This is a genomic window from Pseudomonas sp. S12(2018), from assembly GCF_024355235.1.
In the GTDB taxonomy this organism is placed as follows: Bacteria; Pseudomonadota; Gammaproteobacteria; order Pseudomonadales; family Pseudomonadaceae; genus Aquipseudomonas; species Aquipseudomonas palmensis.
In genome coordinates this window covers 1-25,806 of the sequence record NZ_QLAD01000003.1, presented here as the reverse complement: position 1 = coordinate 25,806, position 25,806 = coordinate 1, and the positions used below count along the sequence as shown (strand labels likewise).

20 protein-coding genes and 1 pseudogene are annotated in these 25,806 nt (G+C 64.0%); 3 read left to right on the top strand and 18 right to left on the bottom strand.

The features are described 5' to 3' along the window. Positions 1-41: 41 nt before the first annotated feature. The 11 genes from DN388_RS07335 to DN388_RS07285 form a co-directional block, all read right to left on the bottom strand. Positions 42-221, bottom strand: coding sequence for a hypothetical protein (locus DN388_RS07335; RefSeq protein ID WP_043864631.1), 180 nt, complete (start codon positions 219-221; stop codon positions 42-44). A gap of 121 nt (positions 222-342) precedes the next feature. Continuing rightward, a complete protein-coding gene (locus DN388_RS07330) occupies positions 343-1,461 on the bottom strand; it encodes a lactonase family protein (protein ID WP_100633147.1) in 1,119 nt (372 codons plus the stop codon). Further along, positions 1,427-1,717 (bottom strand): DUF5629 family protein, encoded by a 291-nt coding sequence (locus tag DN388_RS07325; protein ID WP_058541348.1) that lies wholly within the window; start codon positions 1,715-1,717, stop codon positions 1,427-1,429. The genes DN388_RS07330 and DN388_RS07325 overlap by 35 nt, the downstream gene beginning before the upstream one ends. A gap of 133 nt (positions 1,718-1,850) precedes the next feature. Continuing rightward, positions 1,851-4,247 carry an RND family transporter gene (locus DN388_RS07320; protein ID WP_043864634.1) on the bottom strand — a complete coding sequence of 799 codons (2,397 nt, stop codon included), beginning with the start codon at positions 4,245-4,247 and terminating at the stop codon, positions 1,851-1,853. Then, positions 4,244-5,251 (bottom strand): YCF48-related protein, encoded by a 1,008-nt coding sequence (locus DN388_RS07315; RefSeq protein WP_229590342.1) that lies wholly within the window; start codon positions 5,249-5,251, stop codon positions 4,244-4,246. The genes DN388_RS07320 and DN388_RS07315 overlap by 4 nt, the downstream gene beginning before the upstream one ends. Positions 5,252-5,492: 241 nt before the next feature. Beyond that, the gene (pepN, locus tag DN388_RS07310) at positions 5,493-8,150 is read right to left on the bottom strand and encodes an aminopeptidase N (protein ID WP_054916680.1); all 2,658 of its coding nucleotides are present in this window, start codon (positions 8,148-8,150) and stop codon (positions 5,493-5,495) included. A gap of 12 nt (positions 8,151-8,162) precedes the next feature. Beyond that, complete coding sequence (locus tag DN388_RS07305; RefSeq protein WP_058541350.1) at positions 8,163-8,993, bottom strand: DUF2797 domain-containing protein; 831 nt, start codon at positions 8,991-8,993, stop codon at positions 8,163-8,165. Next, a complete protein-coding gene (locus DN388_RS07300) occupies positions 8,990-9,250 on the bottom strand; it encodes a YeaC family protein (protein WP_054916681.1) in 261 nt (86 codons plus the stop codon). The genes DN388_RS07305 and DN388_RS07300 overlap by 4 nt, the downstream gene beginning before the upstream one ends. Positions 9,251-9,264: 14 nt before the next feature. After that, on the bottom strand, positions 9,265-10,137 hold the full coding sequence (locus DN388_RS07295) for a rhomboid family intramembrane serine protease (RefSeq protein WP_058541351.1): 873 nt from the start codon (positions 10,135-10,137) through the stop codon (positions 9,265-9,267). Further along, the gene (locus DN388_RS07290) at positions 10,134-11,108 is read right to left on the bottom strand and encodes a metallophosphoesterase (RefSeq protein WP_173925093.1); all 975 of its coding nucleotides are present in this window, start codon (positions 11,106-11,108) and stop codon (positions 10,134-10,136) included. Before DN388_RS07290 ends, DN388_RS07295 begins: the two co-directional genes overlap by 4 nt. Further along, the gene (locus tag DN388_RS07285; RefSeq protein WP_043864641.1) at positions 11,105-11,995 is read right to left on the bottom strand and encodes an NAD(+) kinase; all 891 of its coding nucleotides are present in this window, start codon (positions 11,993-11,995) and stop codon (positions 11,105-11,107) included. Before DN388_RS07285 ends, DN388_RS07290 begins: the two co-directional genes overlap by 4 nt. A gap of 134 nt (positions 11,996-12,129) precedes the next feature. Between DN388_RS07285 and DN388_RS07280 the strand changes: the two genes are divergently transcribed. The 3 genes from DN388_RS07280 to cybB all read left to right on the top strand — a co-directional run bounded on the left by DN388_RS07280 (position 12,130) and on the right by cybB (position 14,739). Further along, the gene (locus DN388_RS07280) at positions 12,130-13,074 is read left to right on the top strand and encodes a DUF1853 family protein (RefSeq protein ID WP_058541368.1); all 945 of its coding nucleotides are present in this window, start codon (positions 12,130-12,132) and stop codon (positions 13,072-13,074) included. A 136-nt stretch (positions 13,075-13,210) separates the two neighbouring features. Further along, on the top strand, positions 13,211-14,074 hold the full coding sequence (locus DN388_RS07275; protein WP_254998206.1) for a hypothetical protein: 864 nt from the start codon (positions 13,211-13,213) through the stop codon (positions 14,072-14,074). A gap of 113 nt (positions 14,075-14,187) precedes the next feature. Beyond that, complete coding sequence (cybB, locus tag DN388_RS07270) at positions 14,188-14,739, top strand: cytochrome b561 (protein WP_254998203.1); 552 nt, start codon at positions 14,188-14,190, stop codon at positions 14,737-14,739. Here cybB and DN388_RS07265 read toward each other — a convergent pair whose 3' ends face one another. The 7 genes and pseudogenes from DN388_RS07265 to DN388_RS07235 form a co-directional block, all read right to left on the bottom strand. After that, positions 14,740-15,636 (bottom strand): 1-aminocyclopropane-1-carboxylate deaminase/D-cysteine desulfhydrase, encoded by an 897-nt coding sequence (locus DN388_RS07265; protein ID WP_254998200.1) that lies wholly within the window; start codon positions 15,634-15,636, stop codon positions 14,740-14,742. It abuts the gene before it with no gap. A gap of 57 nt (positions 15,637-15,693) precedes the next feature. Beyond that, positions 15,694-17,730 carry an NADPH-dependent 2,4-dienoyl-CoA reductase gene (locus DN388_RS07260; protein ID WP_054916686.1) on the bottom strand — a complete coding sequence of 679 codons (2,037 nt, stop codon included), beginning with the start codon at positions 17,728-17,730 and terminating at the stop codon, positions 15,694-15,696. A 165-nt stretch (positions 17,731-17,895) separates the two neighbouring features. After that, positions 17,896-18,396 (bottom strand): DUF2199 domain-containing protein, encoded by a 501-nt coding sequence (locus DN388_RS07255; RefSeq protein ID WP_210015425.1) that lies wholly within the window; start codon positions 18,394-18,396, stop codon positions 17,896-17,898. 65 nt (positions 18,397-18,461) lie between these two features. Beyond that, positions 18,462-19,235 (bottom strand): alpha/beta fold hydrolase, encoded by a 774-nt coding sequence (locus DN388_RS07250; protein ID WP_253086274.1) that lies wholly within the window; start codon positions 19,233-19,235, stop codon positions 18,462-18,464. Positions 19,236-19,946: 711 nt separating this feature from the next. Next, positions 19,947-20,231, bottom strand: a complete 285-nt coding sequence (locus tag DN388_RS07245; RefSeq protein ID WP_254998193.1) for a hypothetical protein — start codon at positions 20,229-20,231, stop codon at positions 19,947-19,949. A gap of 21 nt (positions 20,232-20,252) precedes the next feature. Further along, positions 20,253-25,019 carry an RHS repeat-associated core domain-containing protein gene (locus tag DN388_RS07240; protein ID WP_254998192.1) on the bottom strand — a complete coding sequence of 1,589 codons (4,767 nt, stop codon included), beginning with the start codon at positions 25,017-25,019 and terminating at the stop codon, positions 20,253-20,255. Further along, positions 25,016-25,806, bottom strand: a pseudogene (locus tag DN388_RS07235) (type VI secretion system tip protein VgrG); the annotation flags it as partial. The pseudogene DN388_RS07235 and the gene DN388_RS07240, both read right to left, overlap by 4 nt.

Below are 25,806 nucleotides of genomic sequence, written 5' to 3'. Positions count from 1 at the left end.
AGGGGCCGGTACTGACGCTACAAGGTCAGCACCGGAAACGATCAGTGCTGGACCTTGTGATCCAGCGCCGCATAGAAATTCGCGCTTTGCTGCAGGTACTTCTGGGTGTAGCTCGGGGTGGAGGATTTTTTCTCGCGGATCTCGACCTGGGCGCCGGCAGGCAGCACCACAGAGGCAGAAATGGCCGAAGCCGCGATAACCGAAAAAAGATTGAAGTTCATGGCAATGCCCTCGAAAGCGTCAGGTTGAAGTGGCCGGTTGGGCCGTGGTTCAAACCTACGCCGCTGCCGGCGCACTGAAAAATTCATTGCGCCAGTAGCGAATATCAAGGCGATTGATAGTTCAGTCGACGAACTTGAGGTCCGAAGGCGATTGCAGTGCCAGCGTCTGCACCACCTCGCCCAGCAGGCCGGTCTGCGCATCGCGCCGGATCACCACGATCTGGTTGCTCTGCTGGTTGCCGACCAGCACGTAGCCCCCGGTCGGGTCCAGGGTGAACTCGCGCGGGTGATCACCCTCCACCGAACGGCGCTGCACCTGGCGCAGGCTGCCATCCTGACGGTCGATGGCGAACACGATCAGTTCGTTGCGGGTGCCGCGGTTGCTCACGTACACGAAGCGCCCGTCGGCGGACACATGCACCGCGCTGGCCGCCTTGGCCGCGGCATCGGCCTGTTCGGTCAACGGCAGGATCTGGCGCTGGCTCAGGGTGCCGTCGTGGTAGTCGAACACCACCAGCTGTGCACTCATTTCCAGGGTCAGGTAGGCATGCTTGCCGTTTGGACCGAACGCCAGGTGACGCGGCCCGCTGCCCGGCGGCAGGACGACCGGGGTTGCCGCGCCCAGTGGCCGGGTCGGGGTCTGGGGCTGGTAGCGGTAGCCGATCACCTGGTCGGCGCCAAGGTCGCTGGCAAACAGGTATCGCCCGTCCGGGGACGGCACCACCGAATGCACATGCGGCCCGGCCTGGCGCTCGGGGTTCACCCCGCTGGCCACATGGCGCACCTGCTGCACCGACGCCGACAAACGGCCATCGGCGGCAACCGGCAACACGCTGAGGCTGCCGCCCGGCTCAGGCTTGACGCCGTAGTTGGCCACGAACAGATAACGCCCATCCAGGCTCAGGCTCGAGTGGGTCGGTTCGTCACCGTCGCTGGACACCTGGCTCGACAGGCTCAGTTCACCGCTGTCATGCGCCCGGGCAAAGCTGCTGACCTGGCCCTGGCCGTCACCGTTCTCGTTCACCGCGAACACGTTGCGCCGGTCCGGCGACAGCGTCAGCCAGGACGGGTTGCTGCTTCTGAGCACTTGCAGGGGCGTGGGGTCGAGCTGGCCGCGCTGGCTGTCGAAGCGGTAGCGGTAGATCCCGTCATGGGTGCCCACCAGCAGTTCATGGCCGTGGGCGTTGAGCGTCAGCGCCATGGCACTAGCGGTCAGCAGGGACATCAGCTGGCGTTTCATCGTCGTCCTCTTCAGAAGCGCGCAAGGCACTCATGCAGACTAGTTGATGCTCGCCCGTGTCGTCGCTGAGCTGCCAGTGCTCGCCGGCAAGCGTCGCGTTGCCGATCTGCTCGGGGCTGAACTGCCATTTCTTCAACGCACGGCCGTCCATCAATTCGATGCGCAGGCCCGTATCGTCGAAGGTGAAGTCGAATGCGTGCAGGCCATCGATCAACAGCATGTCGCAGGATTCAAGGGCTTGGGCAAGGGTGGTCATGGGGGGGGTATCCCTGATTAAACACGCATGATACCCCAACCTTAAAAGCATCGCGGGTCAAGCCCGCTCCTACAAGGACCGCGCTAGCCATTGTGGGAGCGGGCTTGACCCGCGATGAAAACGACGCAGTGTGTCAGTGCGCGAAAATCGACTTGCTCTGGGTGCCCGCCATCTTCTCCGGCTTGATCAGGAAGCGTGCCAGCGCCGGCAACAGCCACAGCGCGCCGAACATGTTCCACAGCAGCATGAAGGTCAGCATCAGGCCCATGTCGGCCTGGAACTTGATGGCCGAGAAGATCCAGGTGCACACCCCGATCGCCAGGCACAACCCGGTGAACAGCACCGCCTTGCCGGTGGAGCGCAGCGTCTGGTAGTAGGCCTCCTGCAACGGCAGGCCGGCGCGCAGGAAGCTCTCCAGGCGGCTGTAGATGTAGATCCCGTAGTCCACGCCGATGCCCACGCCCAGCGCCACCACCGGCAAGGTCGCGACCTTGACGCCGATGCCCATGAACGCCATCAGCGCGTTGCCCAGCACCGAGGTCAGCACCAGCGGCAGCACGATGCACAGGGTGGCAGCAAACGAGCGGAAGGTGATCATGCACATCACCGCCACGCACAGGTACACCAGGATCAGGATGGTCAGCTCGGCCGACCGGATCACCTCGTTGGTGGCCGCCTCGATCCCCGCGTTGCCCGCCGCCAGCAGGAACTCCAGGCCCTCCTGGTCATGCTCGGCAGCGAACGCCTTGACCGCATCCACCACGCGGTCGAGGGTCTCGGCCTTGTGGTCGTTGAGGAACACCAGCACCGGCGCCAGCGAACAGTCGGCGTTGTACAGGCCCTCGGCACGCGACACCGAGGTGTTGAGGATGTCCGGGTTGCGCGACAGGCTCTCCCATTTCAGGTTGCCCTCGTTCATGCCCTTGATCATCTGCTTGGACACGGTCACCAGCGAGATCGCCGACTGCACCCCGGGGGTGTTCTCCATCTTCCACATCAGCTCGTCGACCGGCGCCATGGTCTTGTACACCGAGCAGCCTTCGGTCGGGGTCTTGACCATCACCACCAGCACGTCGGAGCTGGTGGAGTAGTTGTCGATGATGAAGGCGTTGTCCTTGTTGTAGCGCGAATCCGGACGCAGCTCCGGCGCACCCTGGTCGAGGTCGCCGATCTTCAGGTTCTGGCTGTACCACAGGCCGCCACCGAACATCGCCAGCGCCAGCAGCACCGACACCGGCGCCACCTTGGGGCTGGCGAAGCTGGACAGCAGGCGCCAGAACGGATGCTCGCGGGTCGCATCCTTCTTGCTGCGTTCGATGGCCTTCTTGCTGATGCCCACATAGGAGATCGCCACCGGCAGCAGGATCAGGTTGGTGAACACGATCACCGCCACGCCGATCGAGGCACCGATGGCCAGTTCACGGATGACCCCGATGTCGATGATCAGCAAGGTGATGAAGCCCACCGCATCGGCCAGGATGGCGATCATGCCCGGCAGGAACAGCTGGCGGAAGGTACGCCGCGCCGCAGTCAGCGCGTTCTCGGCCTCGCTGGACTGCAAGGCGATGCCGTTGATCTTCTGCACCCCGTGGGAGATGCCGATGGCGAAGATCAGGAACGGCACCAGCATCGAATACGGGTCGAGCCCGAAGCCCACCGCGTGCATCAGCCCCAGTTGCCACACCACCGCCACCAGGGTGGTGATGAGCACGGCAATGGTGCTGCGGATGCACCAGGTGAACCAGTACAGCAGCACCCAGGTGATCACCAGGGCGATGCCGAAGAACATCACCACCATCATCAGGCCGTCGATCAGGTCGCCGACCTTCTTGGCAAAGCCCACGATGTGGATCTTGACGTTGGGGTTCTGCGCCTCGAACTTGTTGCGGATCAGGTCTTCGAGCTGGTGCGAGAACGCCTGGTAGTCGAGCTTGATCTGGCGCCCCGGGTCGTTGGGGTCGGGGTAGGATTCGAGCAGCGGCACATCGACGATGCTCGACTTGAAGTTGTTGGCCACCAGCCGGCCGACCTGACCGGACTTGAGCACGTTGTTGCGCAGTTGCTCCAGGCTGTCGGGCGAACCGTCGTAGGTCTGCGGGATCACCTCGCCACCGGCGAAGCCCTCCTCGGTCACCTCGGTCCAGCGCACGCTGGGGCTCCACAGCGACTTGAGCGCCGAACGATCGACGCCAGGAATGTAGAACACCTCGTCGTGGATCTGGCGCAGGGTCTCCATGTACGCCTTGCTGAAGATGTCACCGTCCTTGGCCTCCACCGAGATCCGCACGGTGTTGCCCAGGTTGGCCAGGTCGTTGCGGTGCTCGATCATGTTCTGGATGAACGGATGCTCCAGCGGAATCATCTTCTCGAAGCTGGTGGACGGGCGAATCAGCATGGCCTGCCAGAACAGGAACAGGCTCACCAGCACACAGATGCCGATCACCGCCGGGCGGTTGTTGAATATCAGGCGCTCGAGCAGGCTCGCCTTGTCCTGGTTGTGCTGCATGTTGAACGACTCCTGACTGCTCATGGTTGCGCCCTCGCGGCGCCGGTGGCGGTAGCCAGGCGTGCCCCGCCCTGGCCGACCAGGATCAGCTGCCCATCGGCCTGGCCGCTCACGCCCGAAAGGGCGATACGGTCGGGCCGGTTGAACACGCTGAAGCTCTGGCCGTCATCGGTGCTGCGCAACACGCTGCCGCCGTTGCCCACCAGCACCAGGCTGCCGTCTTCGAGTAGCGTAGCGCTTGCCAGGCCGAATTCGAGCGCACCGCGCTCGCCCTGGAGCGCGATGGCCTGCCAGGTGCTGCCGAAATCGCTGGAGCGGTACAGGTTGCCGCGCAGGCCGTAGACCAGCAGGGTATCGGCGCGGGCGGTACCGATCGCTCCGAACAGCGAGCCCTCGTAGGGGCCGTCGAGGTGTTCCCAGGTCTGCCCGGCATCGCGGGAGCGGAACATGCTGCCCTGCTCGCCCACGATGAACAGGCCCGCGTCCTTCACGGCAGCGATGCCATTGAGGTGGTACTGATCGGGGTTGTCGAGGCGCTCTGCGACGTCCTGCCAGTGCGCGCCGCCGTCGGTGGTTTCGAACAGGCTGCCATAGGCCCCCACGGCCAGCCCGTGCCGGGTGTCCTGGAACCAGACATCCAGCAGCGGGGATTCGCGGGACGGGTCTTCGAACTGTTTGCTCCAGGTGGCGCCGCCGTCGCTACTGGCGAGGATCTGCGCATCATGGCCCACTGCCCAGCCGTGCTTGGCATCGGCGAAGTACACGGCAGTGAGCAGTTGGCGGCTGGGGACGCGGGCCTGGGTCCAGCTCTGGCCCTGGTCGTCGGAGAAGAGGATATGCCCGCGTTCGCCCACCGCCACCAGGCGCGGCCCGGCCTTGGCGATGTCGATCAGCAGGCTGTGGGAGGCCTTGTTCGAGGTCTGTGAATACACCGTCTGCGGTGTCGGGCCGTCATCGGCAGCCCCGGCGGTTGCGGCGAACAGCCCCAGGCCCAGGCTCAGCAAGACGCTGGCCGTGAATACATTCATAGTCCTCTCCCACATTATTGTTATTCGGTGCTACTGGCGGGGCTGGAAGCGGCAATCTAGAGCCCCGCGAATGCTGGCCTCAAGCTAGCAGGCTTTGGAAATGGATGACAACGTACAACGCGTTATGTTTTGTTAAGCGCGGCCTCTGGGTCGTGGATGTCGCGTTGTCCGCCCGCACCTTCATCATAAAAAAGGGGGCTGCCCCGAAAAGGCCAGCCCCCTGTTCAACCTGCCCTCAACCTCAGGCCAGGCTCTTGCTCACCACCTCGAACACATCGCTGGACAGCCCGCCCGAGCCGCGGATGCGCTCCAGCTCGGCCTTCATCAGCGCCTGGCGCGCGGCATCGTACTTGCGCCAGCGGGTCAGCGGCGCCAGCTGGCGCGAGGCGATCTGCGGGTTGAAGCCGTTCAGTTCGATCACCAGATCCGCCAGGAAGCGATAACCCGAGCCATCGGCCGCATGGAAGTTGACCAGGTTCTGCCCGGCGAACGCACCGATCAACGCGCGCACCTTGTTCGGGTTCTTCAGGGTGAACGCCGGGTGCTCCATCAACGCCCGCACTCGCGCCAGGCCGCCCGGCAACGGGCTGCCCGCCTGCACGCTGAACCACTGGTCCATCACCAGCGGGTTGTCCTTGAAGTGCTCGGCAAAACTTTGCAGTGCCCTGGCGCGCTCGTCCTGGAACGGCGAATTGACCAGCACGGCCAGTGCGGTCAGGCGTTCGGTCATGTTGTCGCACGCCTCGAACTGCTCGAGCGTCGCCTCCAGCACCTGCGCCCGGCCCGTGAGCATCAGGTACGACAGCGCGATGTTCTGCAGGCTGCGCCGGGCAAAGTGCTCGGCCTCGGCCACATAGGCGGTTTCGCGCGAGACCGCACGGTTGGCCTGGTAGCGCGCCCACAGCCCGTCGAACAGTTGCTCGGCCAGTTGCTGGCGGGCAAAGTCGCGGGCCGCGTGAATCGCGTCCACATCGGCCACTTCGCTGATTTCGGTGAGGTAGGCCTCACTCGGCAGCGAGAGCATTTCGGCGACCATGGCCTGGTCGAGTGCCTCGTTGGCCAGCACGCTGCCCAGGGCAGTGACCAGGCGCTGATCGAGCACCAGGGCTTCACCGCGCTGATGCTGCGCGATCAGTTCCTGCAAGACCTGAACCGACAGTTGCTGGCCGGCTTCCCAGCGATTGAAGCCATCGCTGTCGTGCTGCATCAGGAACATGAGTTGGTCGCGGTCGTACGGGAAGCTCAGCTTGACCGGCGCACTGAAGCCGCGCAGCAGCGACGGCAACGGCCTGGCGGCCACGTCGACGAAGGTGAAGGTCTGCTCGGCCTCGGTCACCGACAGCACCCGCGTGGTCGCGCCCGCCTGCGTTTCGCCTTGCAGGCGCAGGGCAATGTCGTTGCCCTGGGCATCGAGCAGGCCCAGTTCGACCGGGATCACGAATGGCTGCTTCTCGACCTTGTCCGGGGTTGCCGGGCAGCTCTGGCTGAAGGTCAGGCTGTAGGTCTGGGCAGCGGCGTCGTAAGCCTCGCTAACGTTCAGGCGCGGCGTGCCGGCCTGGCTGTACCAGCGCTTGAACTGGGTCAGGTCGACGCCGTTGGCGTCTTCCATGGCCTTGATGAAGTCGTCGCAGGTCACGGCCTGGCCGTCATGGCGTTCGAAGTACAGGTCGCTGCCCTTGCGAAAGCCTTCGGCACCCAGCAGCGTGTGCACCATGCGTACCACTTCCGAGCCCTTCTCGTACACGGTCAGGGTGTAGAAGTTGGAAATCTCGATGAAGCTGTCCGGGCGCACGGCGTGGGCCATGGGGCCGGCGTCTTCGGCGAACTGGTGGGTACGCAGGTAGGCCACGTCCTCGATGCGCTTGACCGTGCGCGAGTTCATGTCGGCGCTGAACTCGGAATCGCGGAACACCGTGAAGCCTTCCTTGAGCGACAGCTGGAACCAGTCGCGGCAGGTCACGCGGTTGCCCGACCAGTTGTGGAAGTACTCGTGGGCCACCACCGCCTCGACCCGCTGGTGCGCGGCATCGGTGGCGGTCTCGGCACGCGCCAGCACGCAGCTGGAGTTGAAGATGTTGAGGCCCTTGTTCTCCATGGCGCCCATGTTGAAGTCGTTGACCGCCACGATCATGAAGATGTCCAGGTCGTATTCGCGGCCATACACCTCTTCGTCCCAGCGCATGGACTTCTTCAGGCTGACCATGGCGTGCTGGCACTTGTCGATGTTCTCCGGCTCGACATAGATGCGCAGGGTCACGTCGCGCCCCGACTGGCGGGTGAAGGTGTCTTCGACGCACCACAGGTCGCCGGCCACCAGTGCGAACAGGTAGGCCGGTTTCTTGAACGGGTCTTCCCAGGTGGCCCAGTGCCGACCGTCCTGCTGCGGCCCGCTGCCGATGGGGTTGCCGTTGGACAGCAGGACCGGGTAGCGATGCTGCTCGGCGATCACCGTGGTGGTGAAGGTGCTCATCACGTCCGGGCGGTCGAGGTAGTAGGTGATCTTGCGAAAGCCCTCGGCCTCGCACTGGGTGCAGAACATGCCGCCGGACTTGTACAGGCCCTCGAGCGCGGTGTTGGTCTCGGGGTGGATCTTCACGCTGGTGTCCAGGGTGAAGCGCTCGGCAGTGGGCTGCAGGGTAAGGTGGCTGTCGTCGAGCTGGTAGTCGTCAGCGCCCAGCGGCTGGTCGTCCAGCGCCACGCTGAGCAGTTCCAGCTGCTGGCCGTCGAGCACCAGCGCCGGCAGGCCGGCACCGCGCGCCGGGTTGCGGCGCATGACCAGCTGCGCGTGGACCAGGCTGTGGTCCTCGAACAGTTCGAAGGTCAGGTGCGTCTCGTCGATCAGGTACTCGGGTGCCTGATAGTCCTTGAGGTAGATCACTTGCGGCTGTTCGGTACGCATGTGGCGGTCCTTTTACTGATGCACGGCCAGCTGGTAGGCCGTGTACTTGCGAATATTGATCACGCCGGTATCGAAAATCAGGTACTGGCCCTTGATCCCCAGCAGGGTGCCTTCGGCGACAGGGTTCTTGTCCAGGTTGAAGCTCACGATCTTGCTCGGGTACGCCTCTACCGGGTAGCGGATTTCAATCGGCTCGACGTCGGTCAGCGGCTGGATCGCCTGCAGGCCGAAGCGGTCCTGCAGGCCCTTGAAACCTTCACTGCAGCTGTCGAACAACTGCTCGCGCACGGCCACCAGGTCGACCGCCTCGGCGTTGCCCTTGAGCAGTGCGCGCCAGTTGGTGCGGTCGGCCACCTGGCTGCGGAACAGGTCCTCGACCAGCCCGGACTGCTGCCGGGTGGCCACCCGCACGATCGGCAGGGCCTGGCTGGCGCCCTGGTCGAGCCAGCGCGTGGGCAGCTGGGTGGCGCGGGTGATGCCGACCTTGATACCCGACGAGTTGGCCAAGTACACCACGTGGTCGGTCATGCAGAACTGCTCGCCCCAGGCCGGGTCACGGCAGGTGCCGTGCTCGTAGTGGCAGCGCTCGGGGCTCATGATGCAGGTGTCGCATTGCGCCAGCCTGGTCATGCACGGGTAGCAGTAACCCTGGCTGAAGCTGGTCTTGGTCTTGCGCCCGCAGTGGGTACAGTGGATCGCGCCCAGGTATTCGAGACGCACGGTCTTGCCCAGCAGGGGGTTGACCGGCACTTCGACGTCGCCCAGGCGAAACGCGTATTGCACGACCGGCTGCTCGAGGCGCGCCGTCATCTTGCTGATGGAACCACGGCCGAGTTCGATCAATGGATCGCGTCCGACTTGAACAGGATGTTGGGCACCGGCGCAGACTTGGATGCGCATTCCTGCGGGCCCATGTAGCCGGTACGCTGGTCTTCGGGCAGGTTCTGCATCTCCCAGGCGATCACGGCCTGCAACGACAGCTCCTTCTGCTCGGCGGTGAGCTTGCGCCCGTCGGACCATTTGCCGATTTCCACGGCCAGTTTCAGGCTGGCGTAGATCTCCGGGGTGATGTTTTCGATCATTTGCGCAAAAGTGGACATAGCGTCTCCAAAAATCAAGCTGACAGTTTACGCCGGGCCAGTGCCCCGCCCAAGAGCCCGCTGAGGCAGCCGACCAACAGCCCACCCACGTGGGCGGCGTTGGCGATGGCGCCGAAGCCGAGCAGGGTGATCAACCCGGACAGGCACAGCAGCAGCCATACCAGCATCATCACCAGCACGCCACGCGGCATGCGATACACCGGGTTCGGCGCCAGCCACTGGTACAGCCAGATGTGCCCGAGCAGGCCGTACAGCACCCCGGACAAGCCACCGAACAGGCTGGGCCCGCCGAACACGAACTGCGCCACGTTCGACACCAGGCTGAACAGCAGGGTCAGCAACAGCAAGGCCAGGGTGCCCTGACGCAGCTCGATGCGCCGCCCCAGCTCCCAGTACCACAGGCCGTTCATGGCCAGGTGCAGGATGCCGAAGTGCACCAGCATCGGGCTGAACAAGCGCCACCACTGGCCTGCATCGAGGCTGGTCAGCAACGGGGTGAAATACAGGTAGTCGCCCTGCACGCGAAAATCCAGGAAGGTCAGCCAGCTCAAGGTGGCGAAGTTGTCGCCCAGGCCGGTCAGTGCAGCCACCACCACACACAGCAGCAACACCGCTGCAGTGGCCTTGCTGGCCTTCGCCTGCGCGGCCAGGCTCGGGCGCGGTGGGGCCGGGGGCTGCGCCAGGGGCGGCAGTTGCACATCGGCATTGCCCTCCGGAAAGCGCTGGTACAGCTGGCGAACATCTTCCACCAGGTAGTCGGCGGTCCACAGTACCTGCTCCTCGCCCTCCTCCGAGACCCGGTGCGGCACCTGCAGGCGCTTGAGCAGCTCGACAAAGCCGCTGAGGTCGACGCTCAGGGGCAGGCGCATCACCATTGCCGCACTCATTGACTGGCCTCCGGCCGTTCGACATCCACCCATACGAACTTGTGCGGGTCGATGCGGGTTTCATCATCCAGCCGATAGGCCACCAGCTTTCCGTAGAGCACCGCACTGTAGTCCAGGCACGCCAGGTTGGCGCGGATGGGTGCGGGCCGGCCGCTGCGCCAGTAATGGCCGACGAACAGCAGCGGCTCGTCGTCACCGTAGCGCAGCAGCGCGTTCTTCTGGCTGCGACTGAGCGGCGCATTGGCCACTTCGGCCGGCAGCGCATCGGGCTGGAACACGATATCGCCGTAGGTCTGCGGGTCTTCCTCCCAGAACTTGGTGCGAAAGAATGCGCGGGTCAGGCCGTCGCCGCCGGTCAGGGTGAGGCCGTCGGGCAGGCGCATGTCGGTGCCGCGCAGCAGCCGGTTGCACACGGTGTGGGCAAAGCTGCCGGCCACGGCCGAGGCCTGCACGAAATGCTCGTCGATGCGCCCGTCCGGATGCTGCTGGCGCAGCGGCTCGATCAGACGCGCGTCCCAGCAGGCGTGTACCACGCGAAAGCGTCCGGCATCGATGAACAGCGGCAGCTCGTAGAACCAGCCGAGAAAGTCGTGCCAGTCGTGGGGGTGGTCGGCGAACTGGGTCAGTGTCTCTTCGATCAGCCGCGCATGGCGCGGGTTGTGCTCGCGCACGAACTGCTTGCCGCTGCCCGGCAGCGCCGGCGTGGTCCAGCCCAGTGCGCTGAATTCGTGGTTGCCCATGATGCAGTGGGCCTGACCGGCTTCGACCATGTCGTGCACGATGTGCAGGGCCTCGCGAATGCGCGGGCCGCGGTCGATGATGTCGCCAAGGAAGATCGCCTGACGCTGCGCATGCCGCCACACCCCGCCCTGACGCTTGTACCCCATGGCGTCGAGCAGACGCTCCAGGGTGTGGGCACAGCCGTGGACATCGCCGATCAGGTCGTAACTGCGCGCGGGATCGAGCATCAGTCGCCTCCACCACCCAGACGGCTGCCCCAGCCGAGCTTGGTCCGGCAGACCTCGTAGTAGTTGTGGTCCAGCGGGTGGATCAGGCGCAGCTTCTGCGGCTTCTTGTTCACCGTGATGGTGTCGCCGGGGGCACAGGTGAAATGGTTCTGGCCATCGCACGAGACTTGCGGGTACAGCTGCAGGTCACGCGATACCACGATCTTCAGCTCGCTGTTGCCATCGACCACGATCGGGCGTCCCGAAAGCGTGTGCGGGTACATGGGCACGATCACGATGGCGTCGAGCTTGGGGTGCATGATCGGTCCGCCGGCCGACAGCGCGTAGGCGGTCGAGCCGGTCGGTGTGGCGACGATCAGGCCGTCGGCCTTCTGGCTGCACACGAACTGGCCGTCGATGTAGATCTCGAACTCGATCATGCGGTTGGACTTGCCAGGGTGCAGCACCACGTCGTTGAGCGCGTCGCCCTGGCCGATGGCCTCGCCGTGGCGGCGGACTTCGGCCTGCAGCAGGAAGCGGTTCTCCACCAGGTAGTGGCCGTCGAGCACTTCGGCCACCTTGACCTCGAGCTCGTCGGGGCGAATGTCGGTGAGAAACCCCAGGCTGCCGCGGTTGATGCCCAGTACCGGGATGTTGTGGCGCGCCAGTGCGCGGGCGGCGCCCAGCAGGCTGCCGTCGCCGCCGACCACGATGACCATGTCGCACACCTCGCCCAGCAGCTTGCGCGAGGAGGTCTGCAGGCCGTGGCCGGGCAGCACGTCGGCAATTGTGTCCTCGAGGATCACGTGCAGGTGCCGCTCGAGCAGGAATTTTTTCAGTCGGCGAATGGTATCGAGCACCTGCGAACTGCCAAGGCGGCCGATGATACCGATATTGCGAAATTGCTCCATGGGGCTCCTGCGGGGCACTGCGGCGTTGAATGGGCCGGTTGGCCAAAGCGTTGATTATGGGCGAAAGCGCCGGGCAGCGGCAAACGCCGCAGTTTTTTGCACAAGGCGCCGGGGCGGGCGGCTATGCTCGCAGGATGATGCCCTTTACCGACCTTTGCGACCTGCCCAACCGCCTGCGCCAGCCCCCGGTGCGGGACCTGGCGTGGGTAATCCTTGCGCCCCCCATGCTCGCAGTGACGCCCTGGCCGCAACGCCACCCGTTGGCCGGCAGCGACTGGGTGGCCGCACCAGCGTTGCTGCGCGACTGGCTGCTGGCGCTGGACCACGACAGCCGTGACCTGCAGGCCTGGCTGGCACAGGCCGCCAGCCGGCGCCTGGGGTTGTACTACGAGCGGCTGTGGCAGTTCGCGTTGCGCCATGCTCCGGGGGTGGAGCTGCTGGCGGCCAACCTGCCGATCCGCGACGGCGGGCACACCCTGGGCGAGCTGGACATCCTGCTGCGTGACCGCGACGGGGTGCATCACCTGGAGCTGGCCATCAAGCTGTACCTGGGCCCGCAGCACGGTGACGGGCGTAACCCGGCGCAGTGGCTTGGGCCTGGCTGCCATGACCGGCTGGACCGCAAGCTGGCGCACCTGAACGACCATCAACTGCCGATTTCGGCGCGGGCCGAGGGGCGCGAGGCACTGGCGGCGCTGCATATAGACAGCTTCACGGCTCAGCTTTGGCTGGGCGGGTATCTGCTGTATCCATGGCCGGGGACGGCGCAGCCTCCGGCGGGTGCGCACCCGCAGCACTTGCGCGGGCGCTGGCTGCATCAGCGCGACTGGGCCCGGTTTGCGGCGCAGGCCGACCCCGGGCGCTGGCAGCCGTTGCCGCGCCAGGCATGGCTGGCGCCGGCGCGGTACACGCAGGAACAGGCCTGGGGCACGGAACAGTTCCAGGCCTGGCTGCAAGCGCTGGACCCGATGGCCCCCGCGCAGTTGCTGGTGCGGCTGGTGCCAGGGGATCGCGGGGATTGGGTAGAGGCCCAACGCTTGTTTCTGGTGGCCGATGCCTGGCCGAACCTGGCGGGTTAGCATGCACTGGCTGGGCCGGCCCCCACATGAACGTACGCCCCCGTGGGAGCCGGCCTTGCCGGCGAAGGGGCCAGCGCTGACAACATTCTGCTAACCTCGCCCCCCCTCACCCAGTACCCGCACAAGGAACCCACCCGTGCCCGGCAATCTTCTCGCCCTGGCGCTCGCCGTCACCCTGGCCTGGCCCGCAAGTGCCAGCGCAGCGCCTGCCCCAGGTCTGGACCAGGACAACGACCTCGCCCTGCTGAGCGACAGCTTCTGGCGCCAGGCGACGCCCACCGACCTGGACACGTGGCTGGCCCCGCGCAGCCAACCCGGCGAGTATCCACCCGGTGTGGTCACCCGCAACACCACGGCCTTTCACCTCGCACTCGAAAACAACGCCTCGCTGGCTATGCTACAGCACCTGCGTGCCGCGCTACCGGCCATGGTCGGGCTCGGCGACTACCCCGAATCGCTGCTGTCCACGGCCATCAAGCACAACCACCCCACTGCCACCATCGAATGGCTGCTGGCCCAGGGCGCGCCGGTGGAAGCCGGCGACTACCACAACCCACGCCCGCTGCTGCTGGCCATCGCCCAGGGCGCCGATGCCTCGCTGATCGACGCACTGGTCAAGGCCGGCGCCGACACCTCCTACTTCACGCGCAGCGACAGCAACATGGACGCCTTCGACGCCGCAGTGCTGACCGAGCACAGCACCACGCGCCGGGCCGTCGCCCGCCATCTGCCACTGCCCGAGGCCGGCAGCGAAACCATGGAAGCGATCCTGGTCGAGCTTTCGCGCCAGGGTCGCGACGGGCCCGACGCCCCGCACGTGAGCTACGACATCCTCAGCGTACTGCTCGAGCGCGGCATGAGCAGCACCGGCACCTACTGCGACCCGCACAAACCCCACTGCCTGGCCGACGACAGGAGCGACCTGATGGACCTGGCCATCCGTATCGAGGACCCGCAACTGGTCGACTACCTGCTCGGCAAGGGTCTGAAGGCCCGCTAGCACACTTTTTTGCCCCAGCGCAGGTGCAGGGCACGCGCAAGCGATTAGAGTTATCCGCACAGCGCCATCAAGAGCGCGGCCATTGACCTGATTGACCGATATGAGGAACCACCATGACCCTGACCAATACGCAGGCACGCTACGGCAGCCTGTCGATCGCCCTGCACTGGCTGATGCTGATTCTGCTGGCGGTGGTATACGCCTGCATCGAACTGCGCGGCATCTTCCCCAAGGACAGCGCCGAGCGCGACCTGATGAAAAGCCTGCACTTCATGCTCGGCCTGAGCGTGTTCGTGCTGGTATGGCTGCGCCTGATCCTGAAGGTCACCCACCCCACCCCGCGCATCGAACCCAAGCCGCCGGCCTGGCAGACGGGTCTTGCGCACCTGATGCACTGGGCGCTGTACGCCCTGATGATCGGCCTGCCGCTGGCCGGCTGGGTGATCCTCAGCGCGGCCGACAAGCCGATCCCGTTCTTCGGCCTGGAGTTGCCTGCCCTGGTAGCACCGGACACCGACCTGGCCAAGTTCGTCAAGGGCTGGCACGAGTGGTTCGGCGCACTGGGCTACTGGCTGATCGGCCTGCATGCACTGGCCGGCCTCTATCATCACTACGTGGTCCGCGATAACACCCTGCTGCGCATGCTGCCGCAAAAAGGTGACTGACTAGGCGAACCCGCGGCGGCCCTGCAAGCCGCCGGTGTGAACGAAGATCAGCCGCGTGCCGGCCACGAACGCGCCAGCCAGCACACGCTCCTGCAGGGCCAACAACGCCTTGCCGGTGTACAGCGGTTCCAGTGGCAGGCCCGATTCGGCCTCGCTGGCCTGGATGAATGCCAGCAAGGCCGGGTCGACCTTGGCAAAGCCGCCCCGGCTGGCGTCGTGCAGGCGGTAAGTGCCCGGCGCCAGCACCTCGACCTCGCCTTCCACCCCATGCCCCGGCGGCACGGCCAGCGCGCCGTGCACCGGGTGGGCGCCCGCTTCGGCCTGGGCCAGCCCCACCAGCGTGGTACCGCTGCCCACCGCCAGCCACCAGGCGTCGTAATCGGCCCAGCCCACGGCCGCCAGCTGCGCCCGCGCCTGGGTCACGATCTGTGCGCAGCCTTCGGTGCCCAGTGGCCCCGCGCCGCCTTCGGGCACGCAATGCCATGCCGGGTAGAGGGCTTGCCAGGGCTGCCAGAAATCCGCCTGATGCCGCGCCCTGTATCCGGCGTACCCCAGCCAGTGCAGGTGCATGCCCAGTGCTTGCAGGTCGTGCACGGTGGGGTTGCTGTGCGGGTGCCCACGCAACAGCCCGGCCGTGGCAAAGCCGAAGCGCTTGCCGGCCGCCGCCAGGGCATGCAGGTGGTTGGAATAGGCGCCGCCCAGGCTGATCACCCCCGGGGCACCACGGGCATGGGCAAAGCGCAGGTGCCCCTGCAGCTTGAACCATTTGTTGCCGCTGATCAGCGGGTCGATGAGGTCCAGACGCAGCACTGCCACCTCGACCCCGGCGCGCGCCAGCCAGCCTAGGGCCAGCGGTTGCAGGGGTGCCAGTGGCAGGTCATCGAAAGCGGCAGACATCGAACAGGCTCGGCAGAACGGGAGCGCGCAGTCTACCAGCGCACCCCCGCCACCGCTTTACAGCTCGGCCGCCAGGCGTGAACCCTGGTTGATCGCGCGCTTGGCGTCCAGCTCGGCGGCGACGTCCGCGCCGCCGATCAGGTGTACCGACTGCCCGGCGGCCAGTAGGCCATCCTGCAGCTCGCGCAGCGGGTCCTGGCCGGCGCAGATCACCACGTTGTCCACCGCCAGTACCTGCGGCTCGCCTTCGGCGATACGGATATGCAGGCCGGCGTCGTCGATCTTCAGGTAGTCGACGCTGTTGAGCATCTGCACCCGCTTGTTCTTCAGGCCTGTGCGGTGGATCCAGCCGGTGGTCTTGCCCAGCCCGTCGCCAACCTTGGTCTTCTTGCGCTGCAACAGGTACACCTGGCGCGCCGGAGCATGGGGCTCGGCCTGGATGCCCGCCACGCCGCCGCGCGCTTCGAGCCGGGTGTCGATGCCCCACTCCCTCCAGAACGCCTCGCGGTCCTGGCTCGTGGCAACGCCCTGGTGCACCAGGAACTCCGACACATCGAAGCCGATGCCGCCGGCACCGATCACCGCGACCTTCTGCCCCACCGGCTTGCGCGCCAGCAGCACGTCCAGGTAGCTCAGCACCTTGGCGTGATCGATACCGTCGATGGCCGGCAGGCGAGGCGCGATGCCGGTCGCAAGGATGATCTCGTCGTAGCCGCCCTCCACCAGTTGCTCGACATTGACGCGGGTGTTCAGACACAGCTCCACGCCGGTGGTCTGCAGCTTGCGCTTGAAGTAGCGCAGGGTCTCGAAGAACTCCTCCTTGCCCGGCACGCGCTTGGCCACGTTGAACTGCCCGCCGATCTCGCTGGCCGAGTCGAACAGGGTCACCTGGTGGCCACGCTCGGCGGCCACGGTAGCGGCGGCCAGGCCGGCCGGGCCGGCGCCGACCACGGCAATGCGCTTGGGCTGGGCCACCGGCAGGTAGTTGAGTTCGGTTTCATGACAGGCCCGCGGGTTGACCAGGCAACTGGTCAGCTTGCCGCCGAAGGTGTGGTCCAGGCAGGCCTGGTTGCAGCCGATGCAGGTGTTGATCTCGTCGCCGCGCCCGGCGGCGGCCTTGTTGACGAAGTCCGGGTCGGCCAGGAACGGGCGTGCCATCGACACCATGTCGGCGTCGCCTTCGGCAAGGATCTGCTCGGCGACTTCCGGGGTGTTGATGCGGTTGGTGGTGATCAGCGGGATCTGCACCGCGCCGCGCAACTTGGCGGTGACCTTGCTGAACGCGGCACGCGGCACCTTGGTGGCGATGGTCGGGATACGCGCCTCGTGCCAACCGATGCCGGTGTTGATCAGCGTGGCGCCGGCCTGCTCGATGGCCTGGGCCAGCTGCACGATCTCCTGCCAGTTGCTGCCGCCTTCCACCAGGTCGAGCATCGACAGGCGGAAGATGATGATGAAGTTCGGGCCGACCGCTTCGCGCACCCGGCGCACGATCTCCACGGCCAGGCGCATGCGGTTCTCGTAGCTGCCCCCCCAGCGGTCGGTGCGATGGTTGGTGTGGGCGGCCAGGAACTGGTTGATGAAGTAGCCTTCGGACCCCATGATCTCGACGCCGTCGTACTCGGCGCTCTGGGCCAGCGTGGCGCAGGTGACGAAGTCCTGGATCTGCTTCTCGATGCCCTCTTCGTCCAGCTCGCGGGGCTTGAACGGGTTGATCGGCGCCTGGATCGCGCTGGGGGCCACCTGCTTGGGGCTGTAGGCGTAGCGCCCGGCGTGGAGGATCTGCATGCAGATCTTGCCGCCGGCCTCGTGTACCGCCTGGGTAACGATACGGTGCTTCTGCGCTTCTTCGGCCGTTGTCAGCTTGGCCGCGCCGGAGTACACACCGCCCTCTTCGTTGGGCCCGATGCCGCCAGTGACCATCAGGCCGACGCCACCACGGGCGCGCTCGGCAAAGTACGCCGCCATGCGCTCGAAACCGCCGGGTTTCTCCTCCAGGCCGGTGTGCATCGAGCCCATCAGGGTGCGGTTGCGCAGGGTGGTGAAGCCCAGGTCCAGCGGGGCAAGCAGGTGCGGGTATTGAGCGGCGGTCATGGTGAACTCCACAGCGAACTGATCACGGAATGCGGGCGCCTCGCTGCGTGCAGCGGGGCCCGTCGGTTATCTGTGAGGGACAGTAATGCGCCTGGAAGTGAGGCTCAATGACCGAAAGTTACAAGTTAATGACCGTAACTGACAGTGCGTGAGGCGCTGACCTGTTCACTGATGCAGGCAGCGTTCGGCCAGTTGCCGAGCCTGATCGTGGGTGATGCCGGTGTTTTGCTGCAGGGCGAGCGGGTGATCGCCCGCGTCCACGAACACCAGCGGGCGGTCGCCCAGGGCCTGGGTCTGCAGCGTAGCCTTGAGGTTGAGGGTCGAAACCTCATAGGGGAACTCGCTTTGCACACGTGCCGCATAAGGTGGTTCGCGCTCGCGACCTGGGGTTTCCCACAGTTCGCTGGTGCGGTAGAAGTCCGCCTCGCTGACCGTCACCCAGGTCAGCCACACGAACGGCTCGGGTGAGCCGATGATCGGGATTTCCAGGCGCCCGAGCACGAAGTGGTGGGTGTCATCGATGATGCACTGATCGCTGGACAGTGGCGCACGCTGCTCGCGCTCTGCCTCCGGCAGGTCATACCAGGCGGCAGGGGCTGGCGCGCCGAAGGTGGTGGGCAGCTCGTCGTGATACTCGCCACAGGTGGCGCAATGGAAGCCTTGCATGGTGGGTACTCCTTGAACACTTAAGGCCGGATCAAGCCGCGCGGCGCGCAAACGGCAGCGTCATGTTACAGGCCCAGCAGTGCCTTGAGCGCAGGCATTACCCACTGGGGGTGATCCTCGTGCGGCGAATGCCCGGTAAACGGGATGTTCAGCAGTTGCGCATTCGCCACTCGATCGGCCAGCTCGCAGGCGTTGGCCCGCGTTACCAGGCGGTCTTCATCGCCATGAATCACCAGCAAATCGGCGGTGATGCCGCACACCGTTTCATTCGGGTAGCCCTGCTCGCCTGAATCCAGCCACAGCTCGCGCAACGCCACGGCCAGGCGGTCGAAATCGGGTTCGGGGTTCAACTGCAGGTAGCGCTCGTAGCTGTGCGGGAACAGCTCACGCCAGCGCGCGCCGGTCACGCGGCTGTACATGCCGCGCACGGGATCATCCGCTTTCAGTTGCCAGTGGGCACCGATCGTCACCAGTTTGTCGATGCCAGCACTCCCGGCAGCCGCGATGCGCAGCGCTGCAATGCCGCCATCGCTGTGGCCAACGAGGCTGAAGCGCTCAAGCCCCAACTGCCGGGCAACCGCCTCCACATCCAGTTGCAAGCGCTGGTAGGTCAGCGGCAGGTGCCCCAGGGTCGATTTGCCCTGGCCGCGGCTGTCGATGCCGATCAGGCGATAACGTTCGGCCAGGGCTGGCGTGATGGCATTGAAGGTTTCGATGTCGCCAAAGCCACCGTGCAGAAAAACCAGTGCCGGGCCCTGTGGGTTGCCTTGCTGTTCACAATAGAGGCGTGCCCCGGCAACTTCGACGTACTGGCCGTCCTGGTGAGTGAATGTCGTCATTTGAGGATCCCTTGTTGTGTCGCGGTGGCAATTGTCGGCGGCAGTTTAATGCGTTGCGCCTTCGACGCGGTACCCCCGATGCCCTCATTGCCAGGTATGAAGTCCTTTGCTTAACGCATCGTCCTGTCATTGATCGGAAAGACACAACCCTGGCTTTGGCCCCAATGCGTTAGTATGAGGATGACGATTGCCAGTACCGCACCTCCATAGGCTGATGTCAGCAACATGATTGAAAGCTTTTTATCTTCGAATCTGAAAACCATACCCCACATTTCAAGCATGCCCGAAAAAGTGTTCATATTGATACCCTTTTTCTTGCTGCAGCGATTTGCGTATATCACCGAAACCGTCAAAAACAACCATCCCACAAAAAACAGAAAAATACGGAAAAACTGGATCGTATCGCACATGAATTTATTCTGACCACGCTGATGGCACAAGACTAAAGATAGAACGCTGACCACAAAGCGAACTGAGCTACATCACCGCATGGCAGTACTGAAATATGGCCCACCCCACCAAACCGCCCATCAACTACAAAACACAGCCTTTCGACCGCCCCCAATAAAACAATAAACACCAAGCAAAATACAAATTTCCTGTAAAAATTCAAGACATCACAGTTGCGACTTAAAACACACTTCTTCGGCGCCAAACACGCACCAGTAAAAACTTGCCGAGCCATACTTCAGCTCTTGTTTCTCCTTTCGCTCACCCTAAATTAACCACTACATCAAGCGCACACCCCTGAGATCGCGCGTAAAACACCAAAGAAGCCAACCCGACTCCTGCGGCCGCTCCGCCGTAAACAGTTGTAAGAACCACCCACGAAAGCATCTTATTTTTAAATGAAAAAACATGCCTATACATCTCAAAAAGCCCTACAAAGGTATTCATATTTATGCCATTACGCTTGCAGTATGCATTTGCATAAAAAACCGTTAAAAAAACCACCCCAAACAAAAACCAGAAAATTATCTCAATCAATAAAGCCATCCAAAAGCACACAATACGCCCTCAATCTTTCAGTGGAATAATTACAGTTGGATTTACCGGAATCTTAATCTCAGGACCTACACCCGGACCCAGCCCAAAGTATAGTTCTGGCCAAGTGGAAGTTTGCGCCATTTCTATAGTTAACAAACCAAAGCTCATGCCAACTCCTGCGCCAACGGCCAACGCCTTCGAGTCCGGATCCGAAATTTTGAATCCACAGCTTGCAACCGCACGTAGACCAACACTTGAAACTGGCACTCCTAGCTGTTTGGAAAACCCCGATACTTCGTTTGCGCTTGCCCCAATAGACAACCCTGCCCCAACTGCGGCAGTGCCAGACGTCCTGCATTCTCCCGTCATAATAGGTTTGGCCGGCGGTGGCGCCATCGCTCGGGAAACCTCATCCGGTGTCGCACCATTCTGCAACATCCAACTTCCCAGTGAAGCGCGCTCCGCGACGCCGGGCATGTTCAGGTCGAACAGCCCCAACGGGTCAGCCCTCATAACAGGCTTGTTACTCACATAGCTGTACACGTTCAACCCACCCAGCATCCCGATCGGGTCTCTCGAGACATAGCGCGCCATGCGGGGTTCGTAGTAACGGAATCGGTTGTAATGCAGCCCTGTTTCAGGGTCGTGGTATTGCCCCTGAAAACGAATCGGATTGCCCACGCCATGCTGCGCGGCCCACGACGAGCGCTCTTCACGAACCTCACCCCACACCTTGTACTGCCCCGTCCAGGCAACATTGCCGTTGTGGTCGGTGATTTCCATTGGCGTGCCCAGGTGGTCGCAGTGGTACCAGGCAATGACGTCGAACGCTGGCGCAGTGGGCAGTGCCTGCCAGAGTGGGTCCTGGTCGATGTCGTAATGACGGCCCTGCCAGTCGGGTTGCCTGAGCAGGCGTATCGAGCGCTTGTGCAACGCTTGAGCCACCGGCACGAAGCGGCCCGGTTCGTAGAGGTAGTGAACGGTACGGCCTGTGTCGCCCTCGTCGAGGGGCAATGCGCTTTCCCAGGCCAGGGTTTCGCCGTCCCATCCGTACAGCGTGAAACCGCAGTGCAGCTCACGCTGACGCTTGCTGCGCTGCATTGCATTCCAGCCGGTGCCGGCCTCGGGCTTGTCCTTGTAATGGGCGACGGCATGCTTGTGCAACCGCCGACCAAGGGCGTCATAGCTGTATTCCACACTGAGCCTGTCGTCGCTGTAGCGCACCAGGCGATTGAACAAGTCCCAGCTGAAGTGGGCAGGCACACCGTTGTGCAAGCGTTGCACAAGGTTACCGCGCTCGTCATACGTGTAGCGGCTGCCCGCGTATTCGCGCAGCACGTTGTCCATCACCTTGTGGGAGCTGGCATCGTTATCCAGCGGGCGATGCAGTTGCCGCGCCTTGTCCGTCAGGTTGCCGGCCGGGTCGAAGGCAAAGGTTTCTTCACCCAGGCGGCTGTTGGCCTGCAGCAGGCGGCCTAGCGGATCGTACTGGTAGGCCAGGTGACCACGACGGGTATCGAGGATGTCTGTCAGTTGACCGATCGGGTCGTATTGATACTCGCGCTTGCACAGAATGGATTGGCCGTCATGACTGGTGAGCAACTGTTCTTGCGGACGCCCCAGCGCGTCCCATACCTGCGTTTGCGTCAGTTTGTTGCCCTGATGGCGGGCGACTTCGCGATGCAGATCGTCGCGCTCATAAGCCAGTATTTCGTGCTGGTCAAGTCGCATGCCCAAGAGATGGCCGCTGCCGTAAGTCAGCCAGCTGACCTTGTGGCCATCCGGGCGCGTGGTGGCGATTCGCTGGTTGAGTGCGTCGTACTCGTGCAGCCACACCGCTACCATCGGCGTACCCGTTGCCAGGTAGTGCTGGTGCTCACGGGTCAGGTTGCCCGCGTCGTCATAGAACCATTGCAGTGTGCTGGAGTCGTTGATCGCCTGCAGCACCTTGCCATTGCCGTCGTAGGCAAAGCGCTCTGTTTGGCGCTGATCGCCAAGGTGCGCTGTGCGCTCGATCAACCGGCCCATGCGGTCATGGTGCAAATCGATGCGGCGCTGCCCCACCTGGCTGCTCGCCAGGCGCCCAGTGCAGGGGTCGTACCGATAACGGACGGTCACACCATCGAAGCCGGTTTCTGCCACTCGACGTCCCATGGGATCGTACTGGTAAAACGCGCACTGCTCGTTCTGGTTCTCCAGGCTGAGCAACCGCCCCAGCCTGTCCCACTGGTAGCGCAACGTGTGCTCCTTCGCATCCACCCGTTCAGCCAACAGACCGGCAGCCGTATAGGACCAGGTAGTACAGCGATCCAGCGCATCCAGGTGCGCGAGCAAGCGCCCTTCGGCGTCACGCTCGAAGCGCTCTTCGGTTTTGTCTGGATGAATCACCTTGGCCAACTGCCCCGCCTTGTATTCGTACTGCGTCTTGTCGCCCGCCGCATTCGCGGTTTCCACCAATTGCCCGCATTCGTTGTAGTGCCACTGGCTGGTCTTGCCCGAACAGTCGGTGTATTCGAGCATCTGCCCGGCCTCGTTGTACCCGAGTTTTTTCTCGTTGCCGTGAGCATCCTTGATTGCCCTGACCTGGCCTGTGGCGGTGTAGGCAAACTCGGTCTTGTTGCCCAGCGGGTCGACCGTCTCTACCAGGTTGCCGCGCTCGTCGTAGTCCCGTCGCCACAGCCCACCTTCAGCATCCCGAACCTTGATCAGCTGATCATCGTCGCTGTACGCGTAATGCACCACGCTATGGTCGGCACGAATGTGTTGCAGCCGGTTGCTTCGCTCGTCGTAGGCAAAACGATCCTGGCTGCCGTCGGCATGAAGGTGGCGAATCAGGTTCTTGCGCTGGTCGCGAAACAGCCACTCCGAGCGCCCATCCGGGTACTCGATACGATAGGTGTAGCCCTGCGCATCGTAATAGTGACGGGTCTGCTGGCCATACGCGTCAGTCACCGTTGTCAGGCGAATGTGTTCATCCCAGGTGAGACGAGTCTCGAAGCTGCCGTCGTCTGCCCATTCGTGCACGGCCCTGGCGCGAGGGCCGCTGCCGTCCCAGCGCAAGTTGAGACCACGACCGGTACGGTCGGTATAGCGCGTGATCAGGTGGTGCTGGTACGCGTACTGCCAGGCAGCGCCATGCTCGTCCTGGGCGCTTACCAGGTCGCCAAGCCGATCGTGGTGATAAGCGCAGAGCTGGCGCAGCGGCTTGCCATCGACCACCTGCCAGAGCCCCTGGATACGGCCATGCCCGTCAAGCACGGTGCCGAGTTGCAGGTGTACCTTGGCAGGGTCATTCTCCTGGTAGGTGTTGATGTCCGAGAGTACCGGGCGCCCCTGATGACGGTGCTCGTAATGCAGCGTGGCTCCTGCGCCACTGCGCAGCACGATATGCGTGAGGAGGAAGCGCTCCCCTGCCCGCTCATAGGTTTCCTTGCGCCCCAGCCCGCGCATGAGAATCAGCTGACTGTCGGTGGTGCGTACCAGGGCGTTGTACTCCACCGGGTCATAGTGCGACATACCGATCTTGGGCAGCGGGTAGGCATGGCTGCGGCCATCCACGTCGTGGAACAGCACGCCGTCATCCAGCACATCGATGCACGTGGTGAATTCGGTGATCCAGCGTGCGCCCAGGCTGGCGCTGTCGAGGGCATCGAGGCGCGAATGATAGGTACGCGTCCACACGATCGGAAACGGCCCCGGCAGGCTGAAGTCGGTGTGCTGAAGCGTCTCGCTACCCGAGGCGAAGTTGATGCGGTTGCACGTGCTGGTGGGCGCGCCATTCTTGCACTGGTTGGCCTCCAGGCTCGCCGGGCTCTGCATCTTCTGCGTTTCGACCTTACCGTCGGCAGCCTGGTGCTGGGCCGTGCTGATGGCTGCGGTCTTGACGTTGGCCACCACAACCTGGGGGTTGCGCGTGCGCCATTGCTCTACGCTGCTGGCCAGCTTCATGCGCAGGCCTTCAATGGAGCAAGGGCGGCCGGGATCGGAAAGTTCAAGGATTTCAGCACGCACCTGTGGCGCCAGTTCCCGCAGGCGCGCAATCTGCGCCAGTAGGCCAGCTTTGCCCTCGTCCCCCAGTGCAACGCTGACAGCAGCACTGGTCATGCCTTTGCCGGCCGCCTTGTAGGCATCAAAGGCTGCCCGGAGATAGTTGTCGATGCTCGCCGTCGGGTCGTGGACAAGCCGGCTTCCAGCTGGCGCCGAGACCGGGCTGGCCACACCCACAGCAGTGCCGGCAACCAAAGCACCGAGGCCTGAGGCGATGTCGAGAATGATCTGTTCGCCCAGGATTGCTGCCTGGGCCAACGCCTCCTTGAGATTGCCCTGGGACTGCTCGACGAAGTCATCCAGGCTACCGACGATGTCAGCATTCAAGTGGCCCGCCATCAGCTCCATCAGCGCATCACCCAGCGCCCGCTTGCCCTCCTGGCGCACGATGAACAGCATCGGGCGCAAGGCCATGCGTGCTGCGGTCATGCTCGCAGGGGAAGCCACCAGACCGATCAGGTTGAGCCCGAAGCTCGCGCAATCAAAGGGCTCAGGTACGTTGCTGCGCGCCAGCGCGACAACATCCCCCAGCGCGTCGACCAAGGCAATGATATTGCCTGCCATGGGCACACTGCCGGCGACACCGCTGATGCGCTCAAGGGTGGCAAAACTGGCACTGACCTCACGTAGCCAGGCATCGAAGACCACGGCGCCACGACCAACGTCCTCTATCTGGATTTCGCGAAGCGGGGTGATGGCTACCTGCGAGGCGCGGGAGTGGTCGTCGCAAGCGTAGGTATGTTCAGTCATGAGATCAGTTCACCTGGCAGCAAATCGGTAACAGTGTTCAGGCTGTGACCCTTGAGTTCAGCCAGCTTGGGTACTGGCAACCTTGGCAGGCCGGCCAGGCCCGCCGCACTCAGCGCGGCCGAGGCGGCAGGCAGCGTAGAACCGACGGCACTGGAAGCGCTGACCCGCTGTGCCAGCCCACCCATGCCGCCCTGCATTGCGCCCCGCATCTGCTGCATGCCTTGGAGCGCGCTTTGGCCGGTGTTGAGCAAGTCACTGCCGGCCTTTGCTGCATGCATGCCCTTGCCGGCGAGTTGCTTGGCCTCTTCGATCAGGCTGCCGCCAGGATCAGGCTTGAGCTTGTCGAGCATCGCACCGAGCATCGACGGCGTGCCCTCTTCGAGGGCCGACAGGCTCGGCCAGGGCAGGCCCTTGGTAAAACTGCCAAGGCTCCAGGTGTTGACCGTATCGAGACCAAACCTGACCCACGCCGGCCCCGGCGCAACCCCCGACACGGCATTGAACCCCTGGCCATCGAGGCTGCCCTTGAGCACCGTGCCCAGCGCATCGGTCACTTCGTAATCGCCGGCCTGGATGCCCTTGGCATTGGCGTACAGGTTGAACAGCTCCAGGTTGCCCTTGCCCGGCTTGGGCGGCTCGGGGAAGGTCCCGGCCAGGCTCTTGGGCCCAACATGGGCGAAGTTCGCCGCGTGCGCGGTGTACGGCCCGGTGGTCACGTGGGTGATGCCGCTGGCGTTGTAGGTGGTGGCACTGCCGCCGCCCTGCACCACCAGTTCGGTCTTGGCGG

Excerpts from the sequence above, each read along its gene's own strand:
- DN388_RS07335 (WP_043864631.1), bottom strand. The coding sequence starts at position 221 with ATGAACTTCAATCTTTTTTCGGTTATCGCGGCTTCGGCCATTTCTGCC.
- DN388_RS07330 (WP_100633147.1), bottom strand. The coding sequence starts at position 1,461 with ATGAAACGCCAGCTGATGTCCCTGCTGACCGCTAGTGCCATGGCGCTG.
- DN388_RS07325 (WP_058541348.1), bottom strand. The coding sequence starts at position 1,717 with ATGACCACCCTTGCCCAAGCCCTTGAATCCTGCGACATGCTGTTGATC.
- DN388_RS07320 (WP_043864634.1), bottom strand. The coding sequence starts at position 4,247 with ATGAGCAGTCAGGAGTCGTTCAACATGCAGCACAACCAGGACAAGGCG.
- DN388_RS07315 (WP_229590342.1), bottom strand. The coding sequence starts at position 5,251 with ATGAATGTATTCACGGCCAGCGTCTTGCTGAGCCTGGGCCTGGGGCTG.
- pepN (WP_054916680.1), bottom strand. The coding sequence starts at position 8,150 with ATGCGTACCGAACAGCCGCAAGTGATCTACCTCAAGGACTATCAGGCA.
- DN388_RS07300 (WP_054916681.1), bottom strand. The coding sequence starts at position 9,250 with ATGTCCACTTTTGCGCAAATGATCGAAAACATCACCCCGGAGATCTAC.
- DN388_RS07295 (WP_058541351.1), bottom strand. The coding sequence starts at position 10,137 with ATGAGTGCGGCAATGGTGATGCGCCTGCCCCTGAGCGTCGACCTCAGC.
- DN388_RS07285 (WP_043864641.1), bottom strand. The coding sequence starts at position 11,995 with ATGGAGCAATTTCGCAATATCGGTATCATCGGCCGCCTTGGCAGTTCG.
- DN388_RS07280 (WP_058541368.1), top strand. The coding sequence starts at position 12,130 with ATGATGCCCTTTACCGACCTTTGCGACCTGCCCAACCGCCTGCGCCAG.
- cybB (WP_254998203.1), top strand. The coding sequence starts at position 14,188 with ATGACCCTGACCAATACGCAGGCACGCTACGGCAGCCTGTCGATCGCC.
- DN388_RS07265 (WP_254998200.1), bottom strand. The coding sequence starts at position 15,636 with ATGTCTGCCGCTTTCGATGACCTGCCACTGGCACCCCTGCAACCGCTG.
- DN388_RS07260 (WP_054916686.1), bottom strand. The coding sequence starts at position 17,730 with ATGACCGCCGCTCAATACCCGCACCTGCTTGCCCCGCTGGACCTGGGC.
- DN388_RS07255 (WP_210015425.1), bottom strand. The coding sequence starts at position 18,396 with ATGCAAGGCTTCCATTGCGCCACCTGTGGCGAGTATCACGACGAGCTG.
- DN388_RS07250 (WP_253086274.1), bottom strand. The coding sequence starts at position 19,235 with ATGACGACATTCACTCACCAGGACGGCCAGTACGTCGAAGTTGCCGGG.
- DN388_RS07245 (WP_254998193.1), bottom strand. The coding sequence starts at position 20,231 with ATGGCTTTATTGATTGAGATAATTTTCTGGTTTTTGTTTGGGGTGGTT.
- DN388_RS07240 (WP_254998192.1), bottom strand. The coding sequence starts at position 25,019 with ATGACTGAACATACCTACGCTTGCGACGACCACTCCCGCGCCTCGCAG.